25 protein-coding genes and 3 pseudogenes are annotated in these 23809 nt (G+C 51.5%); 25 read left to right on the top strand and 3 right to left on the bottom strand.

Annotation, left to right across the window (positions count from 1 at the left end; translation table 11 throughout):
• The first annotated feature begins 103 nt into the window (after positions 1–103).
• The 24 genes from HV314_RS15100 (at position 104) to HV314_RS14990 (ending at position 20273) form a co-directional block, all read left to right on the top strand.
• A complete protein-coding gene (locus tag HV314_RS15100; RefSeq protein WP_016156687.1) occupies positions 104–856 on the top strand; it encodes a DUF6651 domain-containing protein in 753 nt (250 codons plus the stop codon).
• A gap of 17 nt (positions 857–873) precedes the next feature.
• Positions 874–2013: a P22 phage major capsid protein family protein gene (locus tag HV314_RS15095; RefSeq protein WP_016156686.1), complete on the top strand. Its 1140-nt coding sequence runs from the start codon at positions 874–876 to the stop codon at positions 2011–2013.
• Positions 2014–2052: 39 nt separating this feature from the next.
• Positions 2053–2328: a hypothetical protein gene (locus tag HV314_RS15090; RefSeq protein ID WP_181546026.1), complete on the top strand. Its 276-nt coding sequence runs from the start codon at positions 2053–2055 to the stop codon at positions 2326–2328.
• 2 nt (positions 2329–2330) lie between these two features.
• Positions 2331–2813: a DnaT-like ssDNA-binding protein gene (locus tag HV314_RS15085; protein WP_047416523.1), complete on the top strand. Its 483-nt coding sequence runs from the start codon at positions 2331–2333 to the stop codon at positions 2811–2813.
• Between the two features lies 1 nt (position 2814).
• Positions 2815–3168 carry a hypothetical protein gene (locus HV314_RS15080; protein WP_181546024.1) on the top strand — a complete coding sequence of 118 codons (354 nt, stop codon included), beginning with the start codon at positions 2815–2817 and terminating at the stop codon, positions 3166–3168.
• 1 nt (position 3169) lies between these two features.
• A complete protein-coding gene (locus HV314_RS15075; protein WP_181546022.1) occupies positions 3170–3769 on the top strand; it encodes a hypothetical protein in 600 nt (199 codons plus the stop codon).
• Positions 3759–4208, top strand: a complete 450-nt coding sequence (locus tag HV314_RS15070) for a DUF4128 domain-containing protein (protein WP_181546020.1) — start codon at positions 3759–3761, stop codon at positions 4206–4208. Before HV314_RS15075 ends, HV314_RS15070 begins: the two co-directional genes overlap by 11 nt.
• Before the next feature lie 46 nt (positions 4209–4254).
• Complete coding sequence (locus tag HV314_RS15065) at positions 4255–5187, top strand: phage tail tube protein (protein WP_181546018.1); 933 nt, start codon at positions 4255–4257, stop codon at positions 5185–5187.
• Positions 5188–5403: 216 nt separating this feature from the next.
• Positions 5404–5934, top strand: coding sequence for a KilA-N domain-containing protein (locus HV314_RS15060; protein ID WP_054623475.1), 531 nt, complete (start codon positions 5404–5406; stop codon positions 5932–5934).
• Between the two features lie 39 nt (positions 5935–5973).
• Positions 5974–6312: a phage tail assembly chaperone gene (locus HV314_RS15055; protein WP_134393364.1), complete on the top strand. Its 339-nt coding sequence runs from the start codon at positions 5974–5976 to the stop codon at positions 6310–6312.
• Between the two features lie 62 nt (positions 6313–6374).
• Positions 6375–6617 (top strand): DUF1799 domain-containing protein, encoded by a 243-nt coding sequence (locus tag HV314_RS15050; RefSeq protein WP_250192541.1) that lies wholly within the window; start codon positions 6375–6377, stop codon positions 6615–6617.
• Positions 6617–9772 (top strand): phage tail tape measure protein, encoded by a 3156-nt coding sequence (locus HV314_RS15045; RefSeq protein WP_181546016.1) that lies wholly within the window; start codon positions 6617–6619, stop codon positions 9770–9772. Before HV314_RS15050 ends, HV314_RS15045 begins: the two co-directional genes overlap by 1 nt.
• Positions 9773–9828: 56 nt before the next feature.
• Positions 9829–10215 carry a hypothetical protein gene (locus HV314_RS15040; RefSeq protein ID WP_128317018.1) on the top strand — a complete coding sequence of 129 codons (387 nt, stop codon included), beginning with the start codon at positions 9829–9831 and terminating at the stop codon, positions 10213–10215.
• A gap of 87 nt (positions 10216–10302) precedes the next feature.
• Positions 10303–10653 (top strand): phage tail protein, encoded by a 351-nt coding sequence (locus HV314_RS15035; RefSeq protein WP_058659081.1) that lies wholly within the window; start codon positions 10303–10305, stop codon positions 10651–10653.
• Positions 10653–11423, top strand: coding sequence for a phage minor tail protein L (locus tag HV314_RS15030; RefSeq protein WP_181546014.1), 771 nt, complete (start codon positions 10653–10655; stop codon positions 11421–11423). The genes HV314_RS15035 and HV314_RS15030 overlap by 1 nt, the downstream gene beginning before the upstream one ends.
• Positions 11424–11522: 99 nt before the next feature.
• A complete protein-coding gene (locus HV314_RS15025) occupies positions 11523–12272 on the top strand; it encodes a hypothetical protein (protein WP_125391974.1) in 750 nt (249 codons plus the stop codon).
• A gap of 42 nt (positions 12273–12314) precedes the next feature.
• The gene (locus HV314_RS15020; protein WP_181546012.1) at positions 12315–13046 is read left to right on the top strand and encodes a C40 family peptidase; all 732 of its coding nucleotides are present in this window, start codon (positions 12315–12317) and stop codon (positions 13044–13046) included.
• Positions 13034–13627: a tail assembly protein gene (locus HV314_RS15015; RefSeq protein WP_032943627.1), complete on the top strand. Its 594-nt coding sequence runs from the start codon at positions 13034–13036 to the stop codon at positions 13625–13627. Before HV314_RS15020 ends, HV314_RS15015 begins: the two co-directional genes overlap by 13 nt.
• A 98-nt stretch (positions 13628–13725) precedes the next feature.
• Positions 13726–14523 carry a hypothetical protein gene (locus tag HV314_RS15010; RefSeq protein ID WP_032943626.1) on the top strand — a complete coding sequence of 266 codons (798 nt, stop codon included), beginning with the start codon at positions 13726–13728 and terminating at the stop codon, positions 14521–14523.
• 48 nt (positions 14524–14571) lie between these two features.
• Complete coding sequence (locus HV314_RS15005) at positions 14572–17772, top strand: host specificity protein J (RefSeq protein WP_326928830.1); 3201 nt, start codon at positions 14572–14574, stop codon at positions 17770–17772.
• Complete coding sequence (locus HV314_RS15000) at positions 17765–18082, top strand: hypothetical protein (RefSeq protein WP_048220767.1); 318 nt, start codon at positions 17765–17767, stop codon at positions 18080–18082. The genes HV314_RS15005 and HV314_RS15000 overlap by 8 nt, the downstream gene beginning before the upstream one ends.
• Positions 18083–18757 carry a hypothetical protein gene (locus HV314_RS14995; RefSeq protein ID WP_181546010.1) on the top strand — a complete coding sequence of 225 codons (675 nt, stop codon included), beginning with the start codon at positions 18083–18085 and terminating at the stop codon, positions 18755–18757.
• Positions 18758–18865: 108 nt separating this feature from the next.
• Positions 18866–19105, top strand: a complete 240-nt coding sequence (gene cor, locus HV314_RS27630) for a phage exclusion lipoprotein Cor (protein WP_442778810.1) — start codon at positions 18866–18868, stop codon at positions 19103–19105.
• Between the two features lie 58 nt (positions 19106–19163).
• A complete protein-coding gene (locus HV314_RS14990; RefSeq protein ID WP_181546008.1) occupies positions 19164–20273 on the top strand; it encodes a tail fiber domain-containing protein in 1110 nt (369 codons plus the stop codon).
• Positions 20274–20343: 70 nt separating this feature from the next.
• Here HV314_RS14990 and HV314_RS14985 read toward each other — a convergent pair.
• From HV314_RS14985 to HV314_RS14975, 3 pseudogenes are all read right to left on the bottom strand, one after another.
• Positions 20344–20514: pseudogene (locus HV314_RS14985) on the bottom strand (DinI-like family protein); the annotation flags it as partial.
• Between the two features lie 40 nt (positions 20515–20554).
• Positions 20555–21757 (bottom strand): annotated as a pseudogene (gene tnpC / locus HV314_RS14980) (IS66 family transposase); the annotation flags it as partial.
• Positions 21744–22202 (bottom strand): annotated as a pseudogene (locus tag HV314_RS14975) (SOS response-associated peptidase family protein); the annotation flags it as partial. The pseudogenes tnpC and HV314_RS14975, both read right to left, overlap by 14 nt.
• Positions 22203–22886: 684 nt before the next feature.
• Here HV314_RS14975 and HV314_RS14970 point away from each other — a divergent pair.
• Positions 22887–23717: a GIY-YIG nuclease family protein gene (locus HV314_RS14970; protein WP_016152777.1), complete on the top strand. Its 831-nt coding sequence runs from the start codon at positions 22887–22889 to the stop codon at positions 23715–23717.
• Positions 23718–23809: the final 92 nt, after the last annotated feature.

Raw genomic sequence — 23809 nt, 5'->3', positions numbered from 1 at the left:
CTGCCTCCGGGCAGCTTTTTTTATGCCTGCCGCTGAGCGGATGCGACGCGGTGCTCGGGTCGGATGACCCATTACGTATGGCCGGAAGGCTGGAGCAAAAACAATGAAACTGAAACTTGATGCTAACGGAAATGTGGTCGTTGAAAACGGTATGCCTGTGTACATCCATGATGACGGCAAAGAAATCCCGTTCGATGCGGTCGCAGCGATGACCAAAATCACCTCTCTGAATGGCGAGGCGAAAACTCACCGTGAAGCGAAGGAAGTGGCGGAAGCCAATCTCGCGAAATTCTCTGGCATCACCGACCCGGCCAAGGCGCTCGAGGCCCTGGAAATGATGACCAAAATCGACCAGAAAAAACTGATTGATGCTGGTGCCGTTGACCAGGTAAAGGCGGAGATCACCAAAGTTTTCCAGCAGCAGCTGGACGAGGCGAACGGTAAGACCAAACAGCTGGAAACTCAACTCTACGACGAGATGATCGGCGGCCGTTTCGGTGGCTCTAAGTTCATCTCCGAGAAGATGGCGATCCCGACGGAGTTCGTGCGTTCCTACTTCGGTCAGAACTTCAAAATCGAAGAAGGGAAGGTTGTCGCCTACGACGGCCAGGGCAATAAGGTGTTCTCTCGCACCAAGCCCGGCGAGTTAGCCAGCTTTGATGAGGCCCTGGAGTCTCTGGTCGAGTCGCATCCGCAGAAAGATTACATCCTCAAAGCGTCCGGTAACAGCGGCGGCGGCTCTCACCAGTCGCAGCACCAGGCCGGGCAAAAAACCATGAAGCGCGGTGCGTTTGATTCCCTGGATAACGCTGGCAAACAAGCAGCGCTGAAAGACGGCGTCAGCATCGTCGATTAAATCGAAAGGAGCCATAAATGGCAGGCAATACCCTTACTGGTCTGATCCCGACCATCTATACCGCGCTGGACGTAGTGTCCCGCGAGCAAACTGGTTTTATTCCTGCGGTGGCGCGTGACGCGAAAGCGGATGCTGCTGCAAAAGACCAGACCGTACGTGCGCCAGTCGCACCTGCAGCCACCACTGAAGATATTGTCCCTGGTCCGTCAGCACCTAATTCTGGCGACCAGACCATCGGTGGTGTGGATGTCAAAATCACCAAATCCAAGATGGCCCCGGTCAAATGGAATGGTGAAGAGCAATTGGCTTTGGGCCCGGCTGGCACCTACAACACCATCCTGGCTGACCAGTTCAAGCAGGCTTTCCGAGCGCTGGCGAACGAAGTGGATGCAGACCTCGCTGCGCTGTACCTCAACTCCTCCCGCGCTGTTGGCGCGCCGAAGAATACCCCGTTCAGCATCAAAGACGATCTGACTGATGCTGCGTTGGCGCGTCAAATCCTGACCGATAACGGTGCGCCGACTACCGATTTGCGTATGGTGCTTGGTGGCGAAGCGATGGCATCCATCCGTGGTAAACAGGCTGTCCTTTTCAAAGCGAACGAAGCGGGAACCGACCAGCTGCTGCGTGAAGGTGTTATCGGTCGCATCATGGGCTTCAACCTCCACGAATCCTTCAGCATCAAGCGTACCGCGAAAAGCGCTGCTGCTGGCTATAAGGTCAATGGCGCGAAGAAAGAGGGCGATATCATCATCGCTATCTCTGCCGGTACCGGCGGTATCGCTGCAGGTACTGCGGTGAAGTTCGCCGGTGATGACAATCAGTATCTGGTCGTTGCGGCTACGTCTTCCACTATCACTATTAGCGCGCCGGGCCTCCGTCAGGATCTGGCAGATCAGGCTGATGTCACCGTGTTGAGCGAATTCGTACCGAACATGGCGTTTGACCGCGGGGCATTCCTGCTGGCCAGCCGTACCCCGGCGATGCCTGAAGGTGGCGATACTGCTGATGACGTCATGAATGTGACCGACCCGGTATCTGGCATCACTTTCCAGGTGGCGCTGTACCGCCAGTACCGTCAGGTGCGTTATGAAGTGGGGCTGGCATGGGGTGTGGCTGCTGTGGCGCCACGTCATTCCGCCATCATCATGGGTTAACTCAGGGGGCTTCGGCCCCTTTGTTTTTCAGGAGGCCCAATGGCCGGATTAACCAAAGAGCAGCGCTCTCAGCGTGAAGCGGAAAAGCTTGCAGCTCAGCAGGCCGCTGATAAAAATCCTGCCCAGCAGGAACAGCAGCAGGAACAGCAGCAGGAACAGCAGCAGGAACAGCAGGAACAGCAGGAACAGCAGGGTATTGAGCTGGTGGTCATGGTACGTGACACCCCAGAATTCCCTGGCGGCCCGCTGCGCACAGATGTTCATCCTGATGAAGTGGATAACTGGCTGGCGCTGGACTGGCGTCTGGAGGAATAAACATGCTGGTTGCCGATCCCCACTCTCCAGACTTCAACAGCTACGCCAGCGTGTCAGACCTGCGGGCATTTGCCGCCGGGCGCGGATATAGCATTCCTGCAGATGATGATGAGTGCGGCCAGATGCTGATGCAGGCAATGGACTTTCTGGAAGGGAAGGCCTGGCGCGGTCAGCGTTCCAGCGCATCACAGCCTCTATCCTGGCCGCGTTCCGGCGTGCGCTTCGATGGTGTTGACCTGCCGAATGATGCTATTCCACAGCGTCTGATTGATGCTCAATGTCGCCTGGCTATCGAATCGCAGGAGATTGACCTCACCCCGTCGGTCGCTGGCGGTGGGGCGGTGACGATGGAGCGCGTTGAGGGTGCGGTAACAGTCCAGTATGAGCCGGGAACGAATAAAGCTTCTCCGTCATTCCCATGGTTCTATTCCGCACTGCGCGGGCTTGTAGTGGGCGGCAACCAGGTCCGGGTCGAAAGGGGGTAGCATGGCAATCGACTATCGCCGCATGCGTGCTACGGCAACGCGGCTGCTGACGGAGAACGGCAAAGCCTACCAACTGACTCGCGGAGGTACTACCACCCGCGATCAGTACGGGAAAGAAGTTGTTACCCCTGCTGTTACTGCCACTGTAACAGGCGTGATCACAGAGTATTCTGCTCGCGAAATCGACGGTTCTCTGATTGCTACTGGCGATAAGAAACTGGCAGCCACGTTTGAAACTGAGGTGCGCATCGGTGACATCATTGATATCGACGGCCAAAAGTTGCGCGTGGTACAGCCGAATCCGGTTAAGCCGGCAGACGTGTTGATCTCCTATAACATCCAGCTAAGGACCTGATATGTCCAGTTCCGTAAATCAGCCGTTCCTGGCTGCTATTCAGCTGTTCGTTGATGGCTCAAAGCAGGAGATTGACGAGGCGGCGCGCCGGACGGGTATCAAAATCCTGGGTAGATTGGTGGAGATGTCACCAGTCGGGCAGCCGGAGACCTGGCAAGTGAACCAAACGGCCTCTGCTTATAATACTGCAGTGCGTGAACATAATGCTGCCCTTCGCGTTGATCCTGCCAACCTGACCAAATCGGGACGACTAAAGCGCGGTTTGCGTGTAAACGACTCGATGGACATCAAAAAGCCTGATGGGTATGTTGGAGGCCGTTTCAAAAATAACTGGTACGTGGGATTTGATAGTCAGCCGACTGAATCCAACGACACGCCAGACGCCTCCGGGCAGGGTTCGAACTCCCGTGGACTGGCGGTGCTTGAGGTGTTCAGGGTCGGACAGGTCAATTCGATTTTCTTCACCAATAACCTGCCATATGCGGCAGCACTGGAGAGCGGGCATTCCGGCCAGGCGCCAGGCGGCATGGTGGGCATCACTGCGCTGGATGCCGCGCAGCTGTTCCGTGAGGCAATGAGCGAGGTGCGCAATGGCCGCTGATCAGTCAATGCGGATTGCTGGGTTGCTGGAGAGTCGGGTCGCGGTTATCTGCTCATCGCTTGGGCTGCCCGTAGCCTGGCCGAACATACCGTTTACTCCCCCGGATAGCTCACCATACGGGCGTGTTTATGTTCTGCCGGCACAGACGGTGGGGCAAGACCTGGAAGGTCAATTGCGAACCTATCAGGGCATCCTGCAGCTCAACATCATTGCGCCAGCAGGCAGCGGCGTGACGCAGGCCAGAGGGCTGGCTAAATCTGTCGCTGATGCGTTTCCTGAAGGGCTTGCGCTGGTGGATGGCGACCTGACGGTTTATATCAACGGACCGCCGCAGGTGAGACAACCCATCCAGGACCGGCCAACCTCGGCGCCCAACGGGTCCAGTGGCTCCATAACCTACACCATTCCCGTCAGCATGCAGTATCGCGCTGACTACTGACCCGCCGCTCGGCGGGTTTTTTATTACCTAAATTCAGGAGAATGCAATGGCATTCGCAATCCCTAACGGCTCGCGTGTGAACGTGGCCAAGGCCTATCAGGCTCCCATCACCTTTACCGCTGCCTCTAACGCTACTGAATGCGAACTGACTGTTGCATCTGCCGCTGGCATCCTGGCGGGCGATGTAGTGCAGGTGAGCTCCGGCTGGCTAAAACTCGATAATATGGTGCTGCGCGTTAAATCCGTAGCCGGTACCAAAATCGTGCTGGATTCGTTCGATACCTCTGACACCACCAAATTCCCGGCAGGCACTGGCGCGGGCACGCTGCGTAAAATCGACACGTGGATCACCATGCCTCAGGTTATGACGCTGTCCACCGAAGGCGGCGACCAGCAGACTATCAGTGTCCAGTTCCTGGAGGATGATAAGGCCCGCACCATCCCGACGTTCAAAAACGCCGTTGTGCAGGTCTACACCTTCGCGCATGACCCTCAGTTGGCTATCTATAATCGCCTGATTGAGCTGGATGAATCGAGCGACACGACCGCTGTCTGGTTCCACAACCCGCGCGGCAAAGCGGATCGTTACTACTCGGCGAAGGTTTCCTTCCAGAAGGTACCGCGTACCGAAATCAACGCCGTTGAAAGCAACGAAGCGCGCATGAACTTCGAATCGGATATGCAGATTTACCCGATCGCCGACGCTTCTGCTGTCCCGCTGGCGTTCCTGACCGACTTGCCGGCAACCAAAACTGTTGCCACTGGTGCAGCGTTGGATCTTGCCGTGGTCATGCAGGGTGGTTCAGCGCCTTACACCTACGTGTGGAAGAAGGGCGGCACGGCTATCCCGGGCAAGACTGCTTCAACGTTCAATATCCCATCGGTGGCATCCGGCGACGCAGGCTCCTACACCTGCGAAGTTACCGATGCTGCAGGCAAGACCCTTACCTCGGCGGCGTGCACCGTTACTGTCAGCTAACCAATCAGGCCCGGTTCGCCGGGCTTTATTTCGCAATGAGTACCGCTGGCGAATTTTCTGTATTCGCATTACCCATCTTTTCAAACTGCGCCTTCACACGCGCTCTCTAACCAAGAACCTTTCAGAAAGCGTTCCTGAGAACTGCCGTTAGTGCCGGTGGGCCTCTTGGGGCGGCTTTTCTGTGTGAACAGGTTCGCTTTTTAAAAGGTACACACCATGAATCACCCAACCGTCTCAGTGAATGGGGTCTCCGTCCGCGTTGATGACGAAGGCCGGTACAGTCTTAACGATCTTCATGCGGCAGCGGTAGCTAACGGAGAGGCTACTGAGTCACAAAGGCCCAGCGTCTTCCTGCGTAGCGCGCAGATCAAACGCTTCGTTAAAGCGCTAAAATCCAAAGCACTAAAAAGTGCTTCGGAACAAAATCAACCACTTAAGGTTATAAAAGGCGGTGATCAAAGTGGTGCATGGGGCATTGAACTTCTGGCAATCCGCTATGCCGCCTGGATAAAGCCAGAGTTTGAGATTGAAGTGTACGAAGTATTTAGAACAGTGGTGCGTCTTGGTATCAGTGCCATGTCCCGCCTGAACAAAATCGACCACATCATCAACACTGAAACCAAGGCAATTAGCCAGTGTGCCAGCCAAATGGCCAAGTGGGGTGTTGGTGGTCGCAAGCAGCTATTACATGCAGCCCGGGATCGCGTCGCCGACGAAGTCCAGATGTATCTGCCCGGCATTAACTAATACCCGCTACGGCGGGTTTCGTTTTTCTAAGGAACCGAAATGACCAAATTCTCCCTGATCCCGAACCCGACCTTCTCCGTTACCGCCAGCATCCCGCGCGCTGGTGCTGAAGACGGCAAGCTGACCTTTACCTTCCGCCATAAGACACTGGAAGAGCTGCGCTCTATGGATGAAAAGCTGCAAAAGTCCGCTGAAGGTAAAAAGGCTGCTATCGAGCCGCAGGCCGACTACCTCATGGAAATTGTCGAAGGATGGGCTCTGCCGGACGAGTTCAACCGCGAAAACGTTATTGTTCTCCTGCAAAACTATCCGCGTGCTTTTGACAGCATCGGTCTGGCATACACCAAAGAGCTGATGGGTATCCGCGAAAAAAACTGAGGCAGGTCGCCGCAGCGTTGTATACGCCGGGGCCGACTCTCGCGGAGCTGAGCGCTTTTGGTTTGACGCCTGAGGACGTGGAGGAAGAGGTGGGGATCCTGCCCTCTGTGTGGAAGTCTTTCACCATCTTCTCTTCCCTGGCGACCCAGTGGCGAGTCGGCGCAAGCGGGGCGACCGGCCTTGATTACAACGTTCTCCCCTGGATGTTCGAGTTACACGGGGTTGAGGATGCGGCGGCCTGCATGGCTGACCTTCAAATTATGGAAAGCGAGGCTCTCAAGGTAATGCACAAGGAGACGAAATAATGACAGACCAGATCGCCTCGATTACTTTGCGGGCCGATGTTTCTGACCTGAAAACAGCCAGCAACGAACTGGATAAACTCGGCCAGGCGGCGGCCGGTGCTGTAGATAAAGCAGATGATCTGAATAGCGTGTTTCGCGCTGGGGCCGATGCCGGCAAGCAGAGCGCAGCGGCTTTATGGGAGCAACAAAAATCCTTCAAGGGGCTGCTTGAAAGCATAGATCCAACTCTCGCAGCCTTAGGTAAGCTTGATGATCAGCAGCAAAAACTGCGGACAATTCATAGCAAGGGGTTACTCGATACTGAGGAGTTTACTCATTATCAAAAAATCCTGGACGATACCCGCCTCAAGCTGACCGACACCGGAGAAGCCGCGGCGCGCGCTCAGGCTGAATTAGCCGCTACCCAGGCGGCAGAAAAGCAGTCCGCAGCGTTAAAGAACCTTCTTGGATCCATCGACCCGACTATCCGCGCGTTCAATTCGTTGGATGAACAGCACGCACAGCTGGTGGCACATTTCGAAGCTGGGCGCATTAACGGTGCTCAGTTCGAGCACTTCAACACAATCCTTAACCAGACGCGTGAGCGCCTCTCTGGTGTCGCTGACGTACTACCAGAGGCGCTATCCCGGCAGGAAGCTGCTGCCCGGCGTGCTGGAATTTCCGTTGGCCAGTACAGCGCCGCGCTGCGCACTCTGCCGGCGCAGTTCACCGATATCGCTACACAGTTGGCTGGAGGCCAATCCCCTTTCCTGATCTTGCTCCAGCAAGGCGGGCAAATTAAGGATTCTTTTGGTGGATTAGGCCCAATGCTCCAGGCTTTGCGGGACGCATTGTTTGGGTTTAACGAAGAGAGCAGAGAAACATCCGAGTCGGCAGCAGGCATAAGTGACGCTGCTGAAGGACTTAACAACACCAGTGAGGCAGCGGAGAAGCTGGGGCGGGCGGGTGGCCTGTTAAATACCTTTAACCTTGCGATTGCTGGCTCGGTGGGTTTGCTGGCTCTTCTGGCTGGGGCTGCCTACAGTTCATCCCAGCAGTTCGACAATGTTGCCAGATCGCTCATTTTGATGGGCGGGGCTGGCTTTTCCTCCATGCAGCAACTGAACGACGCGGCAAAGGATGTTGCTGATAACGCTGGTGCTTCTTTGGCTGAGTCTGTTGATACCCTGGTCCAACTAAACGACACCGGGAAGTATACCGCCGACCAGATGACCAAAATTGCCAAATCCATTCTGGCTATGGGTGATGCAGGGCTGGATACGAAGGCTGCGCTGGCGGATTATTCACGACTGGCAAACGATCCTATTAAAGCCCTGGCGAGCTTGAACCAGCAATATGGCTTTGTTGATGAAGCCATGATGAAGCACCTCATTACCCTGGAGAAAACGAAGGGGAAAACAGCAGCGGCAAACGAAGCTATAACGCTTTTTGCCGACACCATGGAGGATCGCAGTAATAAAATTGTAGAGGCCACCGATAATATCGGGCAAGCCTGGAACGGACTAAAAGCCTCCTCTTCCGACATTTTCGGCCAAATCGGGATTACAGTTCGGGCCTGGGGCAATCAAATCATTGATATCTTCAAATTGCTGAAGGCATCCATCAATGATTTGTTTCTGAATCTCACCTCGCTTGACGCTAAATTCACCGGAACAGTTGCCGGATGGGCTGAAAAAATTCCTGGTGGTGGTGCGCTGGCAAATTTCCTCGGCATGGATGTCGAGGCAATGAAAAAGGCTGGGGCTGAAGCTGACAAAGAGATTGAGGCGAACAAAAAACGCTATAACGAGCTTTGGAAGCGCGTCACTGCGCCTAACGCACAGGCAAACTACGAGGCTGAGGCAAGAGGGGCTGGAGTATCTGGCGACGGCAGCACCAGTCGTGAGTCGAAGAACGCGGTATCCAAGTTAGCTGAAGATTCTGCCAAAAAGACAAAGGAGGCTAAAGCCACTCTTGAGGCTGGCGACCGAACCCTGGAGAACTACCGCGCCCAGGCCAGAACCCTAACGGAAACGCTCGAAACCCTGCGTCTGACCGGGGATATTCACGTCATAAACACTGAGTTCAGTAAGCAGCAATCTCGGTTTGCTGAATTGGATGAGGCAGCCAAAACCCGCGCGCTGACTGCTCAGGAAAAATCTTTACTGTCGAGCCGTGAGGCGATTCTGAACGCCGCCAAGGTGGTTGATCAGAAGAACAAGGAAGTAGAGGCGCAGCAGAAGATTAACGGCCTGGCGCAGCAGGCGAATAAATACGTCACGCAGATGTCGGAAAAAACCGATGCATTGCGTGATAGTGCAGGCCTCAGCAGTCGGCAAACGCAGCGCATGATGGAAGAGGCGCAGCTTCGCCAGGGCTGGCTCAACGGTGGCGGTAAGCTTGAGGATGCCGGGTATGAAAAAGAACTGGCAGCTCTCAGGAAATATTATGCCGAAGAGGACAAATTACGGGGCGACTGGAAGGCAGGGGCTGTTGCTGGCTGGAATGAATATCTTGACGCCGCCACGAATACCTATGATGCCGTGAAGAACGTCGCCAGCTCCACGCTGACCGGCTTGAGCAACATGCTGACTGAGCTTATGACAACTGGCACCGCGTCAGTTAAAGAGTTCGGCAAATCTATGCTCAAGATGATCCTCGAGATAACCAACCAACTTATAGTGGCCTATACAGTACAGGCAGCGATGGGCTGGATAAGCGGTGGCAGCAAAGGCGGGAGCACACCAGGGGGATCTTACGCGAACGCTGCCGCTGGCCTAACTTTTAACGCTAAAGGCGGGGTTTATGACTCCCCAGGGCTCAGTAAGTACGTTAATGGGGTATACGACTCTCCCCAGTATTTTACTTTCCAGGGGGCGTCCAAGTTTGCGAAGGGCGGTGTATTCGCAGAGGCCGGAGCTGAAGCCATCATGCCACTTACTCGGGATTCCGCCGGGCGATTGGGTGTACGTGCCCAGGGTGGCGGCGGGATGGCCCCGATTATCAATACCACTGTTAACGTAGATGCTGGTGGTTCGGTTACAACGCAAACTTCCAGTTCTGGTGATGCCATGGGGCGCGCGCTTGCCGAGGAAATGCAGAATGCCGCACTGCAGGTAGTTCAGAAACAGCTTAAACCGGGTGGCATGATCTACAACTTCAGCAAAGGCAGGTAGTGTTTACGTCACCCCCTGGTTAATATGTTGAAAACCATAATGATCAGGGGGTGATTGTGTTAAATAAAATAATCAAGAAGATCCTAAGAACCATTGGGCTGTTGCTGCTTCTTCTTGTTGTGATTTTTGTTGCAGCGGTGGTTAATAAACCAACCGAGCAAGAAAAAAAGCAAAAAGAAGCCAAGGAACTTGCAGATAAAAAATTAGATGAACTTCGTAATGCCTGTGAAGCTTACGTTAGAAAGTCAGTGATCAATAAAAGCACCCTGGATATGTCGGCGTTTGGCTCTAACAGATGGCTCGGCAATGACGGTAAGTTCTACGCGACGCAGGAATTTAGCGCTAAAAACAAATTTGGTCTTGAGCAGAAATTCAGAGCTGAATGCATTGAAGACAAGGATGGGAAAACTGATTACCGGCTTGTCGAAATGAATGGAAGTTAAACCGTTCTCAGTTTATTACAAAGTATCGCCCATACTTTGAACCGACACAGAGCCTCGCATACGCGGGGCTTTTTTTATGGAGTAAATATGGCAGTTGAAACATACAGCTGGCGCTCGCAGCTCGGTGCTGGGGCGATTGAATATAGTCAAACGGTGCGCGCGGCGCAGTTCGGTGATGGCTATGAGCAGGTTGCTGATAATGGCATTAACTCTACTGCTATTCAGGTGCCAATGAAGCATACCGGCACCGAGACGGAGGTGAACAGTATTCGTGATTTCCTCCTGGCTCATACCGTTAAAGCTTTTATCATCACGCCGCCCGGCGAAGCGAAGGGGCTTTATCGGGTAGTCGCCGATTCCGTACGGAAAAATCAGATCAGCAGCAAATATGCTGAGTTGACGTTCACCATCAAACGGGCTTACGGAGTGTACGCATAATGGCATTAGTCGATCAGGCGGCTATGCTGGCGCCGGGTGGCAGGGTACGCCTGGTTGAAGTTGACGCCTCAGAGTTCAGTGGCGGAATCCACCGATTCCACTACGCACCTTTCCCCCATACGCCGGAAGAAATTGATGCTGCCAATGGAGATGAAGAAAAGCTTGGACCCAAGCCAATTGTCTTCGGTGGCAATATCTACGATTTTTGGCCGTTTCAGGTTTCAGGCCTGGAGCTATCAACAGACCAGGCGGCAGAGCCGTCTCTTAGCGTTTCCAACCTCGACGGTCATATCACTGCGCTGTGCCTGCAATTTAAGGACATGGTTAACGCAAAAGTGAGCATTATCGATACCTATGCGGTCTATCTCGATGCCGTAAATTACCCTGGTGGCGTAAACCCGACAGCTGATTCGTCAATGTTCACACTTCAGACCTTCTGGCTTGACACCAAAACCTCCGAAGATGATGAGGTGGTTACCTGGGCACTCAGCAGCCCGGCCGATTTGCAGAGCCTTGTGATCCCCACCCGACAGATCACATCGCTTTGTGAATGGGCGCTGCGCGGTCAGTATCGTAGCGGCGATGGATGCACCTATAACGGCACTGCGTATTTCGATGCTAAGGGTAACGCGGTGGCTGATCCGGCGCTGGATGCGTGTGGGGGCTGCCTCAGTGATTGCCGTAAACGGTTCGGCGCTGGCCTAGCGGAGCCGAACGCGGCCATCCTCGACTACGGTGGATTTCCTGCTACCACTTTACTGAGCAGGTAATTATAATCTGTCAGCGCGGCTAGACTGGCCAGTCGAAGAGAGTGAACGTAGACACTCCTGCCGCGCACCATCATCTACGCAACCTGCTACGAGGTTTATATGTCACGCATTACTATTTTTCCGGGTGAAAAGTACGGCTATCTTACAATTATTAAAGAAACCAAAGCCCCTAGCCATATAAAAACAAAAGGCCTCAGATACTTTTTGTGCTCTTGTGAATGTGGTGTTGTTAAGAGCATTTCCATGGGGTCACTCCGTAGTGGCGCTGTTGTTTCTTGCGGCTGTTATCATAAGAAAAAAATAACAAAACTGCATAATGGCAAGCCAATCACAGCTTATTCAGGATATTCGTCTTGGACATCTATGCTTGATCGCTGTCGAAATCCTGCTTGCAAGGACTTTCCCCACTATGGCGGGCGGGGTATAACAGTCTGCGATGAATGGAGCAACCCCGTGAATTTTGCTCATGACATGGGTGAGAAGCCTAAAGGGTTCTCAATTGAACGCATAGATAACAATAAAGGCTATTCTCCAGACAATTGTCGATGGGCAAATGCTACAGAGCAAGGTCGCAACAAGCGCAATAATCATAAAGTTGTCGTGAGCGGAGAGTCGGTAACTATGAGCGCAGCATGGCAAACAAATGGCATGAAAGAGTCAACTTTTTACAACAGACTAAACGCCGGTATGAATGCCGAAGATGCGTTAGCGAAACCTGTACGAAACCGAATCCCTTACGTAATTTTGAATGGCGAAAAAATGCAACTTAAAGAGGCCGCGTTACGGACTGGCATTAGCAAATACATTCTCAGGAAAAAGGTTAGGCCCGACCTCTCCATAACCATCTAGATAACCAAACCCGCTTCGGCGGGTTTTTTTACGGACGTACCAATGAATAAAACCATAATGGCAGCTATCCGGGCGCATGCACTGGAGGAATCCCCGCGTGAGTGCTGTGGCTTCGTTATTCAGTCAGGCCGTCGCCAGCGCTACATTCCTGTGCCGAATACGCACGAAAATCCAACAGAGCATTTCCGCATCGATGGCGAGCATTGGGCGAACGCCGAAGATATCGGGACGATAGTGCGCGTCATCCATTCCCATCCTGGCGATGGAGCAAGGCCCATTCCGTCCGATCTGGACCGCCAGCAATGCAACAACTCCGGCGTGGTCTGGGGTATTTACGCGCCGGATAGCGACGAATACGCTGAGATAATGCCGGAGGCGGTACCCCTTATCGGGCGTCCGTTTATCCTGGGCTCAAATGACTGCTGGGGACTGGTAATGGATTGGCATGCCACTCAAGGCGTGAAGCTTAACGATTTCCGCGTCGATTACCCATGGTGGGAAAGCCAGTACCCGGACAACCTGTATTTCGACAACTGGGAGCGGGAAGGGTTTGTCGAATGCGACCCGTCGCCAGGCTGTATGGTCATCATGCAGGTTGAATCCAGCAAGTGGAACCACGCGGGGATCATTACCGAGGAAGGTGAGCTGCTTCACCATCTGTACGGGCAACCATCCTGCATCACGCCGTATGCACGAGGTTATTTCAAAGACAGGACGATGATCTGCGTCCGTCACAAAGAGCTACCGCAGGAGATTCAGCCATGGCGCGGCTAACGACAATTCGCCTGTACGGTGCGCTGGGTGCGAGATTTGGGCGCGTGCATAAGCTGGCGGTGCAGACGACAGCTGAAGCCGTGAAGGCGTTATGTATCAACCTGGACGGATTGGAAAGTTATCTGATGAACGCGAAGAAAAACGGAATGACGTTCGCTGTGTTTCGTGGAAAAAGAAACATCGGGATTGAGGACTACCAGAACCTTGCTGGGAATAGCGATATTCGCATTGCACCGGTTATGGAAGGTGCAAAGAAGGCCGGCATATTTCAAACCATTCTCGGAGCCGTGATGGTGGTAGCTGGTATCGTGGTTACTGGTCTTTCGTATGGTTGGGCTTCCCCTGTAGGTGGTGCCATGATATCCGCTGGTATCGGGATGATGGCCGGAGGTATCTACCAGATGCTGTCACCCCAACCCAAAGGACTACAGGGTCGCGATGACCCTGACAACAAGCCCTCTTATGCGTTCGGCGGTTCAGTAAACACCCTGGCAATGGGCAACCCGGTCGCCATTCTTTACGGAGAAAGAGAAATCGGCGGCGCCATCATATCAGCCGGTGTGATCAGTGAGGATATTTGATACCATTGAGTTGCGCGGCTAGACCGGCCAGTCGAAAACGGGGAACACAGACCCCGCTGCCGCGCCCCATCATCTGTGAAAGCCTACTGTGAGGTTTTATGCAGTCCAAAATATGCACTAAATGTAGTGTAGAAAAACCAATATCCGAATTTTATAAGAAATCCTCTGGAAAATATGGCGTCGAAGGCAGCTGTAAGTTATGCAGAAATGAGGGAATAAAGCGGTACCAGCAAACTGAGGCTGGTCAGGCCGTTGTCAAAAAAGCCCAGCAAAAATTTGCAACGACTGAAAAGGGAAAGGCAAACCAGTACAGAAAGGATCATAGTGAAAAAGGCTTGGCAAGGCGCCAGCGCTTTTTGAAAGGCGATGCACGGAAGAAATGGAATGAGGAATACCACTCCCGCCCTGACGTGAAGGAGCGACAGCGAGAAGCTCAACGGCGTCATTATCACAACGGGGATGGCAAGGATTACATGCGTGAATATAACTCGCGTAGCGATGTAAGATCCAAAAAAGCTATTTATGACCGTGACCGAAGGGCTAACCCTGAATTGCGAGAGGCGCGACTCGCGCGTGCGCGAGAACTTTCAAGATTGGAGAGCAATAAGGCAGTAAAAAGAGCTTACCAAGAAAGTGATATAGGGCGAGGCGTTCGGCGGCGCATTAATAAAAAGAGCTATCTTTCTAACCAGATCAAGGTGAAGGCGCGCAGGTTACTGCGTACGGAAGTGGATATGGGGCGAATTTTGCGCCCGATAGCTTGCGAGTCTTGCTATTCAGTTGGCGGTGTTCACGGGCATCACGACGACTACGCAAAACCGCTCAGCGTGCGTTGGTTATGCCCACAATGCCACAAAAACTGGCACCGATTAAATGGACCCGGAATTAACGGGTAAGACGAATATATCAAGCACCCAATAGGGTGCTTTTTTTATGGACGCAATATGGCAACGATTACTGGTGCAAAGGGTGGCAGCCAGAAGCAGCACACGCCCGTAGAACAGCCTGATTCAGCCCAATCTATGGCGCGTTGTCGTATGTTGCTGGCTCTGGGTGAAGGTGAGTTTGCTGGTGGGCTGGATGCTACGCGCATCTTCCTTGACGGAACCCCGCTGGGCAATGCAGACGGTTCAATGAACTTTGAGAACGTTACCTGGGACTTCCGTCCCGGCACTCAGGTTCAGACACCAATCCCCGGCTTCCCGGCAGTTGAAAATGAAACCAGTATTGGCGTGTCGCTGACGAAAGTTACCCCATGGACTCGTGCGATCAGTAACACCCAGATTGACGCGGTGCTGGTACGTATTGGTATCCCTGGATTACAGCAGCAGGAAAACGATGGGGATATTGTCGGCACAACGGTTCAGTACCATATCGACCTTGCTGTGGACGGTGGGGCTTACTCGACAGTCATGACTAAAACCGTCACAGAAAAGCTCAGTTCGCTCTACGAACTAACCCACCGTATTACTCTTCCCAAAGCCAGAACCGGCTGGCAGATTCGGGTTGTCCGGGATACTGCTGACAGTACCAGCCAAATGCTCCAGAACAAAACGCAGGTACAGGCGATCACCGAGGTGATTGACGCGCGTCTCCGTTATCCGCATACCGCACTACTGTATGTGTCATTCAATGCTAAGTCATTCAGCAATATCCCGAAGATATCCTGCAAGCCGAAAGGTCGGGTAATCCGCATCCCTCAGAACTACGATCCGATTACACGTACTTATGGCGGAACATGGGACGGTACATTCAAATGGGGATGGACGAATAATCCTGCATGGATTTGGTTCGACATTCTTACTGAGCCGCGCTTCGGACTGGGTCGCAGGGTTACGCCAGCGATGCTCGATAAATGGGAGCTGTACCGCATTGCCCAGCGCTGCGACCAGAAGGTGCCGGATGGTAAGGGTGGTAGCGGTACCGAGCCTCGCTTTATGTTTGACGTTTATATCCAGGCTCAGGCTGATGCCTGGCAGGTGATTAAGGATATTGCGGCAGGTTTTAACGGCATGACGTTCTGGGGCAACAACATGTTCAATGTTGTCTCTGATATGCCAGCAGATACGTCAAAACTTCAGATCCTCACCCGTGCCTCTGTGGTCGGGAAACCAACCTATTCCAGCGGCAGTGAAAAGAACCGCTATAGCTCAGCGCTGATTAACTTTAGTGACCCGGATAACCACTATCAGGATCGCACTACTGCAGTGATGTTTCCCGATCTGGTTAAGCAGTTCAAGTTTAAGCAGACTCAGCTAACCGCGATTGGCTGCACACGTGAAAGCGAAGCTCAGCGCCGGGGTGGTTGGGCTGTGTACTCCAATTCTCTGGACCGTATTATCACTGTCCAGACGGGACTTGATGGCTTCGCTTATGTGCCGGGGACTGTATTTGCGTTTGCAGATGAGCGGCTGTCTGGGCGTGTCTATGGTGGACGTATTACTGATTACGATGCAGGGTTGAAGTCAGTAACTACCGATCGCGGCACGAGTGCGGTGACGGGTGATACGCTGATGATTCGTACCCAGGGCGGTACCGTTGAGAGCAGAACCATTCAGGCGGTTAACGGCCAGCAACTGATACTGGCAACTGCCTTTACCGCTGAGCCACAACCTAATGCCATTTTTGTTATCGATGCGGGCCAGTTGCGTCTCCAGTATTTCCGCGTAACCAATCTGACATTTAACGATGAAGATAACACCTACAGTATCACCGGTGCAGAGTACAACAGCGCAAAATACGATGCCGTTGATAACAATGCCCGACTGGATACGCCACCGATCAGTCTGATACCGACAGGCCTGGTAGGGCAACCGTCGAACATCGCAATTAGCAGCTACGATTCGGTCCGCCAGGGACAGCGTATCGCCACTATGGTTGCGAGTTGGGATACGCCAGTAGATAAAAACGGGAAAACCCAGGCAGATATCGTAGCGTATCAGGCACAGTGGAAACGTGGTGATAATGAGTGGATCAACATTCCCGAAACAGGCCTGCGCAATATAGAGGTCTCCGGAATTTTCTCCGGTGATTACCTCGTGAGAGTCCGCGCCATTAACTCTGGTGGAGCGTCCAGTTTGTGGACCTCTTCTGTGCTGACTCATCTCACTGGACGTACTGGGGATGTTCCCAAGCCGGTTGGTCTGCGCACCACAGCAATCAACTGGGGTATACAGGTTGACTGGTCCTTTCCGGCAGATACAGGTGATACCCTCCAGACCGAACTGCAGTATTCAGCAAACGGAAATGGGGATAATCCTCTGCTGCTTGCAGGAGTTCCGTATCCTCAACACACATATACCCAACTGGGTTTGAAGGCTGGTCAGGAGTTCTGGTACCGGGCTCGTCTGGTCGATCGCATTGGTAATCAGAGTGACTGGACCAACTGGATTCGTGGCCAATCCAACGCGAATGCTGACGACTACCTGGGCGATATTGCCGATGATTTTCTGACGTCTGCCGACGGTGATCGCCTGACAAGTGACATTGATACTAATCTGGAAGCTGCGTTGCAGAATGCGCTGGCCAACCATGGAACCGTGGAACATCAGTGGGCGCAGTACGGCGAAGTACGCGCGGATATTCTGGTGGTTAAAACGACCATTGCACAGGTCGATAAGGCCATGGCTGAAATGTCGACGCAGGTGCAGGCGCAGTTCAATGATGTAACTGCTGCGCTGGAGGATAAGCTTACCGCCGTGGTTGATGCTACCGGAGCCTCTGCGATTTACACCCTCAAAACTGGGGTCCGGATTAACGGTGTGATGTATAACGCCGGAATGTCGATTGCGGTGCTGGCGGAAGCGGGTAAGCCGGTAGTCACCCGCGTCGGGTTTAACGCCAACCAGTTCGTCCTGATGAGTGGTAGCGGTGATACGCAATATTCACCCTTTGCTGTTGTTAATGGTCAGGTGTTTATCAGCGATGCGTTTATTCAGAATGGAAGTATAACAAGCGCCAAAATTGCTAACGCCGCAATCAACAATGCGAAAATCTCAGGTTCTATCTGGTCAGAAGGTTACAAAGTTGCAAATCAGGGGGGGTGGTGTCTTTCTAAAGCCGACAACAATCTTTCCTTTACGGGGCCGGAAGGTCGTTTGTTTGTGCAGATTGGTAAACTAACAGGGGTGGCTCCCAATGTCTGATTTTGGATTTGCCTCATGGGACGCTAACGGCGTCCCGAATAACTATGGCATTAAACCTGTAACCGTGGTGGGCATCATCGATCTTGCTTTAGGTCAGAAAACGGGAAGCTACCAGTTCAACCTCGAGCCCGGTTTAAAGGTCGGTTTTGCGGTTGGTACTCTGGAGGATAAAGGGACAATAAGTTACACAGATAAAAGAAATATTATTGCATCTGGAAACACCATAACAATACAGCCTTCAGGTAGTGATGGGATTAATGATTACCCGGCAGTCAAAGTGCAGTTAATCGTTTTTGCGGAGACTGCGTAGATGGCTAAATATGGCGCATTGATTTCATTACCTAACGGGAACCCTTTTATCACGCCTGATTCCACACCAATGACGCTTTACCGGAAAGTCACTGTAAACTCAACTTTTGGGGGGAATTTTAACAGTGCTTCGGCGTCCGTGACTATCGACGGTCAGAAGGGAGGGATTGCATTTGCAAGAACCAGCGCCCCGGCGAAGATATCAGCTTCAAAAAGTGGCAATACGTTCAGTGTTGATGCGTCTAATTACAGGGGATCGGCTTTTGTCCTTGAGGCCTATTTTTTTGCCATATATCCGCTTACGCTTCCTGCCCGGGGGGTGGCTATATGGGATGCCGAAGGGACACTGGTACTTACGAATGAGTCCCGGGTATTAAGCGACCTTACAACTATTGGTTCACCAGGTGCTGTAAGTGGTGGGCTTAACATTGATACATACATGGCAGGCAAATGGGCCGTAAATCCGATGGGGCTGGGCTCTGTCATCCTCCATGCGGGTTCTGCACCAGGTGGACAGCCAATATTTCAGTCTGTTGATGTGGGGACGGGTTGCCATGACGACACTGGTGGTACAAGAATTAGGGGGCAAAGTTCAACCACTGCAAGTGGTTCCTCTGTCGGATCAACGAATAGCGGAATTGTGATAACGGCGATAAACACAGCCGCATATGATTAAACTGATCGATTTAAACGATCAATTTTAGAATATTGATCTATTGAAACTATTTTTATTATTGAATGCTATTGGTTATTTTTTGTTTAAATAATTAGTTCTGGTGTCGAAATGAAAAATACAATCATTCCAGTTATTGTCTGCCTGGTGCTTTCAGCGTGTTCAGGACCTGTTCTGGACAAACAGAAACCGGTTTGTCAGGCAGAGTTTGTGTCTGGCGGGCTGCCCCAGTCGGTACACATTTACGGTGTGCGAAAAGTTGCTAATCAGACTGAGTACAGGGCCGGTTATCCCTTTAACTGGCGATGGGTGAATAAAAGTAACTTCACCAATTCGAATTGCCCTCAATGAAATACCAAAAATAACCCGCTCCGGCGGGTTTTTTATTATCTGAATTCAGGAGATATCCATGTCAGCAGGAACACTCACCCTGACGAATAAATCTGCTGCTGTTTCCGGCAGCGGAACTGCATTTACTACAGAACTGGCAGCCGGTGATTTCGCTGTTGTTACAGTGGGCGGTATTCCTTACACCCTCCCGGTTAAGACCGTCAATAGCAATACATCACTGACACTGGTGAGTAACTTCACCGGGCCAACACAGGCTGGCGCGGCCTGGTCAGCTGTTCCCCGCATGGCGCTGAATATGGTCACCGCGGCGCTGGTGGCACAAAGCGCAGAAGCCCTGCGCGGACTGAACTACGACAAGCAGAACTGGCAAAACATATTCAGTGGTACAGGTAGTGTCACAGTTAAACTGCCAGATGGTTCAACCTGGACTGGGCCAGCATGGAATGGTATTGCCATGACTATTACTGGAAAGATGGATAAAAGCCAGAATCTGAATGATATCCATGATAAAGCGGAGTCACGTAAAAATATCGGATTAGGTAGTAGTGCGACGAGGGATGCCTATAGTCTCACAGGAAGTATGCTATCAGAGGGGGATTTTGGTGTTGGTGGTTCAGCATTCACTACCGGAGGCTGGAAATCAACCGAAGCGTGTGGTTTTTATCAGAGTGACTCTTTTGCTCCTACGGCAACAACCTATTCTGGGTTTAAAGCACGCATCAGGGATGGTGTCCAGTTCTCTTTGGTGGGACGTGCAGGTCGGGCATTCATCCAGACCCATGAAAGTGGTATCGCAGAAGGCTGGCGTGAGCTCACAACTACCGCAATATCATGTCTGACACTCAAATCAGACGTTGTGTACGGTGACGGCTCTTTATCATGGGCGAATGTTTCCGCAATGAAACCAGTTACTTTCCGGTATAATCTCGATAAGGCTGGTCATTTGCGCCGCGGATTTATTGCACAGGATTTGGAAAAAATAGATCCACAATATATCAGGCGCGTTAACGGAGCTGTGGATGAGGATGGAACCCTGAGAGAGGTTCTTACGCTGGATACAAATCCACTTCTTATGGATGCGCTGGTTGTGCTGAAGATGCTGATTGATAAAGATATACAGAGAGAAAATGAAATTAAAAATCTGAGAGATGCAATAAGCTTGATCTGATAAGACTAAGCCAGGCATGCTCATTAATGAGCATAATATTAATCTTCGCAGACTATCGTGGAATTAGGAATTAATCTGAAACCAGCCACATATCAGACTCTTCAAACATTTCCTGAACATTACGGCTTATCTGTTCCTTCTCATGCTTGCTGGCGTCAGTGTTGATCGCCGGCAGTGTTATCATCGGTTTTACCCGAACATCAGCATCGGGGAAGATCCGGTGAACCCTCTTAGTTAACTGTAAGCGTGCAGTGAGAACCGTATTGACGAAGTGAAGCTGGTCAGGCAGGCAGAGTAACCCGCCACGGGAGCAGAGCACCCACCCGGTTCACAGGCCAGTCGGCGATGACATCAAGTACATAATGCAGATAGCGTTCCGGATCCACGCCGTTTAATTTGCACGTCCCGATAAGACTGTACAGTGACGCACCGCGCTCACCACCATGATCCGAGCCGAAGAACAGCCAGTTTTTTCTCCCCAGACTGACCCGTCGTAGGGCGTTTTCGGCAATGTTATTATCCACCTCCACCCAGCCATCTTCTGCATAGCGGATCAGCGCCGGCCACTGGTTCAGCGCATACCCGAACGCCTTCGCCAGTTCTGAGTGCCTTGAGAGGGTTTTCTGTTTCTCCCGCAGCCACCCCTCCAGTGACGCCAGCAGCGGCAGCACTTTTTGGTGCCGGACTGCCTGCCGTTCCTCTGCTCTTTTACCTCTGATCTCCGACTCGATGGCATACAGCTCGCCGATCCGTTTCAGCGCCTCCTCCGTCAGGACTGACGGGGTACGGACGTGAACATCGTGGATTTTTCGGCGGGCATGGGCCCAGCACGCGGCTTCCTTTATATGGCCGTCGCGGTAGAGCTCGTTGAACCCGGCGTAGGCATCAGCCTGCAGTACGCCACTGAAGCCTGCAAGATGGGTCTGAGGGTGGATACCTTTTCTGTCCGGGCTGTAAGCGAACCACACTGCGGGGGCCAGCGCTGATCCGGCGTTGCGGTCGTCTCGAACGTACGTCCATAAGCGCCCGGTCTTCGTCTTCTTATTGCCCGGCAACAGCACCGGGACAGGCGTATCGTCAGCATGGAGTTTGCCGTCGGTCAGGACATAGTGCTGAAGGGCTTCATCCAGCGGTGCCAGCAGACGACAACACGCATCCACCCAGCCCGACAGTACAGAACGACTCAACACTACACCCTGGCGGGCATAGATCTCCGACTGGCGATACAGCGGTGTGTGCTCTGCATACTTTGAGGTCAGCACTCGGGCCAGCAGCCCCGGTCCGGCGATCCCCCGTTCGATGGGGCGCGAAGGAGCCGGGGCCTGAACGATGCGATCGCACCGACGGCAGGCATGCTTTTCACGGACTGTCCGGATAACCCGGAAGGCGCTGCGCATCAGCTCCAGCTGTTCGGCGGCATCCTCACCCAGGTAACTCAGCGAACCACCGCACTCCGGGCAACACGGCTCAGTCGGCAGCAGCTGTCACTATCAGGAAACCTTCCGCTTCATCTCCACGTTCGAATGGTGTGCTGCCGATCGCCGCCATGAATATCGGCTGGCCATCGGCTCGATGAATGAAGTAGGGCTGCTTTTTGTCTGCTTCTTTTTTCCATTCATACCAGCCATCAGCAAAACAAATTGCACGACCATGCTGCCAGAGTGGTTTCAACATTCTGCTGGTGGCCGCAGTTTCAGATCGTGCGTTAATCAATGGCGGTTTATCCCACCATCCCGGGTCGTATCCCCAAATGACAGGGTCAAGATGCAACTGCTCGTCACGTTCGCTCAGCAGCAGAACTCTGGTGCCTGGAGCGACGTTGAATCGTCCAATCGGTTCGGGATCGTATGGAATGTCGCGTTCGGCTTCTTCGGCGAGCAGGGCGAGATAGTCCTCTCGTGTCATTGACTGTGAAAAACGTCCACACATAGAAACCTCCAGCCAGATGTCAGACTGAAAGTATAGGGCAGAGAAAAAAGAGGTGCGCACCGGTAATGATTTAAAAGGAATTTGTAAGGTAAATCGGAATGATGGTTTTGTGAATTGATGAATCCATTAAAAATGGATGGGCGCTCGTTGAAAGCGATCCCGAATTTTTCCCGACGACGCCACGAAACCAATAGCAACTGATTGATCTTGAACGGGTGCAATAGTAAGTATCAGGAGGTGTTTTTTAGTGGGTTTTTGATGTTAACTTATTGAATTTTATAGGTTGTTGCGTTTTGAGTTGTAAACAGGAATCGTATTCGGTCTCTTTTTGTGTACTTTATAAACCAAAAGGTTAGAATGCACGGTGCCAAAACACACGAAATTCTTTGTGCGGCATTTTATGCCTGCTACAACAATCTAAACATTTTTGCCCCCATATCCAAGTACTTTTCTGTCATTTTTCACTTTGGTCTTGGACTCGGTGCTATCTGCATCCCTTTATGCAAATGTTCTCGTAACGTGGCAGATGGATATGATTTAAATGTTGTACTATTGAAAATGACAGTATATTAATTTTTTCATAGCCATGGGGATATCGGATAAAGTTAATTGGTAATAATCTAAGGATTATGATTTATTATGAACGGGTTATAGCGATAAAATTATTAAAGATGGAATGGATATATGAATGACTCAGATGGTTATGTTTATATTTTAAAGAATGATGCCTATCAGGATAATCTTTTTAAGATAGGGTTTACAAAGAACATGCCTGAGCATCGGGCTAAGCAATTGTTTAATGGAGTGACCGGTGTTCCACTACCATTCGATGTTGTTATGGCATGTAAAGTAGGAAATTATCGGGAAGCAGAAAAGAATATTCATCTTCGCTTAAAACCTTATAGAGTAAACCATAGAAGAGAGTTTTTTGAACTACCAATAGAAATTTGCAGTAAGGTAGTTCTAGATGAATGTAATAAAATAAATGCACGACTTAATTTCAATTGTATTAATCCTATAATATTGGTGGAAAAGAAAGAGATCGCTATTGAAATTGAAAAGTATCATGAGTCTAACTTTTTGATATCTATGAAAGATATACTTATGCAAGAAAAATATAATTCTAAATTAAATAGCGAGCAAAAAGATAGAATCGAAATATTGATGCTTGTATTAGCTGAGGTGTTCCCTAACGATCTTGTGGGTTGGTATGATGGATTTATGAAAGACCATGATCCGGAAAAAGAAATACAAATTTGGGAATCGTTAGTTAAGGCTTTTTGTAAAGCCAAGCGTTATTATGAATTCAATGCATATAAACAAGAAGTTTTTAATAGCCTGCTTCTACGGACCATTAATGATAAATCGTTTGTCATGAAAGCTATGGCTTCATCGGAGGTTCCTCATGACTTACTTTCACGAATACTTGACTGTTACGATTTAAAGCCAACACCACTTGTCGTTATTACAGCGAATGGGATTAAAATGGATGCCCGATTACATATCCATAAATAATTATGTCTCGGATATAAATAGAAACGTCCCTGTAGATTCAATTGGTCAACGCAACAGTTATGTGAAAACATGGGGTTGCGGAGGTTTTTTGA

It is taken from the genome of Citrobacter sp. RHBSTW-00887 (genome assembly GCF_013728095.1).
Taxonomy (GTDB): Bacteria; Pseudomonadota; Gammaproteobacteria; order Enterobacterales; family Enterobacteriaceae; genus Citrobacter; species Citrobacter braakii.
The sequence above is the reverse complement of the archived record's forward strand: the minus strand, read 5'-3'. Positions and strand labels throughout refer to the sequence as shown.